We start from the raw sequence: 3,444 nt of genomic DNA, 5'->3' as shown, positions 1-3,444 counted from the left end.
CAGCGATTATGCCGGGGTCTGTGTTAAGCCGAGGATCGGCGAGTCGTGTTGTGCGGGTTGGGGTGGGTGACTGATTCCTCGGCTTAACGATTGCGCGGGGTCTGGCTAGCTAGCGTCGATGCGTATCCATATGTCCTCTTGGAAGGAGAAGATCATGGATACGACGGTCGCAGGGATCGCTTCAGAGGTGGTCGCACGTCTGCGTTCGGCTGGCTACATGGAGTCGACGATCGGTCAGTATGAGAAGTCGATCAAAGCTCTTACTGCGTTTCTCGCCGAGCGGGGTGGGGTGTACACGCCGGAGTTGGGCGCCGAGTTCGCAGCGCTGACGGTGAGCCCGCGTACCGGTAGATTCAGCGCTCAACGTCGCTTCGACTACACGCGACTGGTCGCCCTGTTCGACTCCTATGTCGCGACTGGGAGAGTGGACCTCTCGATGAGGAAACGTGGTGGCGGAGGCGCTGTTCCGGTCACCGATGAGTTCGTTGAGCTGGTCGATGTGTGGGAGTCCGAGATGACTCGTCGAGGCCTCGCGCCGGCTACCCGCGAGGCCTATCGCCGGATGGCGTGCAGCTACCTGGTGTTCCTGGAATCGACCGGTGCGCAGTCCCTTGTGGAGGTGAACGGTGCCAGTGTGTTGGAGTTCCTCGAATCGTTGACCGATCGGTGGTCGCGGTCGTCGCTGTTCTGGGTGGTGTCGAACCTGCGGCCATTCCTGAGGTTCACCGAACGGGTCGATCTGGTTGAGGGGCTCAGGATAGCCGGTATCAAGCGTTCCCACCGGATCGTGCCAGTGCTCTCCGAGGCCGACGAGGTCAAGGTGTTGCAGGTATGCGCTGCTGGTCAGGTCAGTGCCCGGGATGCGGCAATCACGTTGTTGGCGTTGACCACTGGACTGCGGTCGTGTGATCTTGTCGCATTGCGACTCGGCGATATCGATTGGCGCTCGCAGACCGCGTCGCTGGTGCAACAGAAGACCCACAATCGGTTGACGGTGCCGCTGATGGGTGCGGTCGTCGACAAACTGGCCACCTACATCCTGACCGAACGGCCCGACTCATCAGATGATCATGTGTTCTTGCGGTGCAAGGCTCCGCGCACCTGCTTGTCCGATCATGCGGCGATTCATCGGATCACCGCCGCAGTGTTCGCCCGGGCCGGGGTGACCGAGTTCAAGGGCGGTACCACGTTGTTGCGCCACAACGCGGCGTCCCGGTTGCTGCGGGCATCGGTCCCGCTACCGACGATCTCGGCGGTGTTGGGGCACGCCAGCGCGGACTCGACCAACACCTACCTCAGCGTCGATCGTGACCGGCTGCTCGGCTGCGTTCTCGACGTCCCCGCACCCGCGGTGCGGTCATGACCGGTCACAGGTTCACCAGCGCGTTCGCCGAACAACTCGACGCCTACCTCGATTTCAAGACGTCGATGGGTTTCTACGGGGCCTCGAGGATCTGGTACCTGCACAAGTTCGACGACTACTGCACACGCCACGGCTACACCCGCTTCGATCAGACCACCGTCGAAGGGTGGGTCACCGAGCAACTGACCCGCTCAGGCCGCTTTCGGTCATGGATGTCGTACGTCCGCGACTTTGGGCGCTGGTTGCAGGTGCATGGCGACCATGACGCCTACGTGCTGTCCCCAGCATGGAAAGCCCAGTTCGTGCCGGCGCACCCGTACCTGCTCACCGCAGCGGAGATCGACCGTTTCTTCACCGCCGCGGCCGCCGTGGCCACGACCTCGCCCTGGCGATGGCAAGCGGTCGCGTTCTTCACCCTGATGCATTCGTGTGGGTTGCGCACCGGCGAGGTACGCCAGTTGAAACCCATCCACATCCATCTGCGTGAGGGGTATCTCGACGTGATGAGCGCCAAGAGCAACCGCAGCCGGCGTTTACCACTGACCGACGACGTCATCGCAGTCCTTCGCAGCTGTGAGCAGATCACCGCCCGCCAGTTCGGCCACGACCGCGGTACCTTCTTCGTCTCCTCCACCGGCCAACCGGTCACCGCGGCAACGGTGGGAGTGATGTTCAACCGGATCTGGGACCGAGCAGGCCTGCCCCGCCCCGAGGGCGGGCAGCGGCCCCGGCCCTACGATTTCCGGCATCATTTCGCCTACGCCAACATCGACCGATGGATGGCCGACGGCATCGACGTGACCGCGATGCTGCCGTATCTGGCGCGCTACATGGGGCACTCGTCGATCGATTCCACCTTCTACTACATTCAGACCTCGCCGCGGTTCCTCGACGCCTACGCCCATCTCACCGAGACCACCGCCTCGGTGCTACCCGAGGTAGGTTTTCGATGAAACGCGACCCGCGCACCGGTGCCCCGCAGTTCTATGCCCTGGCCCGCACCTGGCTACACGTGTATCTGCCCACTGCTCAACACCGTTCGCCAAATACGATCGAGGCCTACCGGATCAGCCTGGAATGCTTCCTGGGCTACCTGACCGCCGAGCATGAGATCGACCGGGCCCATGTCACCTTCGACCACTTCGATCATGCCCACCTGCTGGGTTGGCTGACCTGGATGAGCGAACACCGACATTACACGCCCGCCACGATCGCGCTGCGGCTGAGCACGATCAAGGCGTTTCTGGCCTACTGCGGTGCCGAGGACCTCACCCTGGTCACTTTGGGTCAGCGTGCAGCCACTCTCAAGGCCCCGACATCACCGAGGAAGCCCATCGAGTTCCTCACCGAACCGCAAACCCGAGCTTTGCTCGCGGCGTGGACGGGCGCCACCGTCAAATCGCGCAGAAACCGGATGCTGTTGATCCTGTTGTACGACACCGCAGCCCGTGTCGGGGAGATCACCACGCTCACCCTCGGCGACCTGCACCTGGCCGTGCCCGGGCACCTCACGCTGACCGGTAAGGGCAACAAGTCCCGCGTCGTTCCATTGACCACCACGACACTCGACCATCTCCGAATCTACCTCGACGAGTTCCATCCCGAGCCCAGTAGCGCCACACGCCCTCTGTTCTACAGCCTGCGTAACGGAAAACCTGCACCGCTATCAACGGATTCCGTTGCAGCCGTGCTGAAATCAGCGGCCATCACGGCCCGAAGCACCTGCCCAACGATGCCCGACCGAATCCACTGCCACATGCTCCGCAAGACCAAAGCGATGGACCTCTACCAGCAAGGCATCCCGTTGCCGATCATCATGCGACTCCTCGGCCATGAAAACATGTCGACCACCACCGCGTTCTACGCGTTCGCCACCGTCGACATGATGCGCCACGCCATCGACGCAGCCACCCCAGCCATCGACGGCCCAACCCCCGACAGCCTCACCGACGAGAAACTCCAAGCCCTCTACAGCCTCCGCTGACCCTCACCGTTAAGCCGAGGAATCAGTCACCCACCCCAACCCGCACAACACGACTCGCCGATCCTCGGCTTAACACAGACCCCGGCATAATCACTGT

General features: G+C 62.6%; 3 protein-coding genes. All 3 read left to right on the top strand.

The features are described from left to right. Positions 1 to 154: 154 nt before the first annotated feature. The 3 genes from ABLE94_RS26230 to ABLE94_RS26220 are packed head-to-tail and all read left to right on the top strand — an operon-like array spanning position 155 to position 3,347. On the top strand, positions 155 to 1,363 hold the full coding sequence (locus ABLE94_RS26230) for a tyrosine-type recombinase/integrase (protein ID WP_240862475.1): 1,209 nt from the start codon (positions 155 to 157) through the stop codon (positions 1,361 to 1,363). After that, positions 1,360 to 2,316: a tyrosine-type recombinase/integrase gene (locus ABLE94_RS26225; protein WP_240862473.1), complete on the top strand. Its 957-nt coding sequence runs from the start codon at positions 1,360 to 1,362 to the stop codon at positions 2,314 to 2,316. The genes ABLE94_RS26230 and ABLE94_RS26225 overlap by 4 nt, the downstream gene beginning before the upstream one ends. Next, a complete protein-coding gene (locus ABLE94_RS26220) occupies positions 2,313 to 3,347 on the top strand; it encodes a tyrosine-type recombinase/integrase (protein WP_240862471.1) in 1,035 nt (344 codons plus the stop codon). Before ABLE94_RS26225 ends, ABLE94_RS26220 begins: the two co-directional genes overlap by 4 nt. Positions 3,348 to 3,444 lie beyond the last annotated feature (97 nt).

It is taken from the genome of Gordonia sp. VNK1 (assembly GCF_040049135.1).
Taxonomy (GTDB): Bacteria; Actinomycetota; Actinomycetes; order Mycobacteriales; family Mycobacteriaceae; genus Gordonia; species Gordonia oleivorans.
This window is presented reverse-complemented; position numbering and strand designations above follow the sequence as displayed.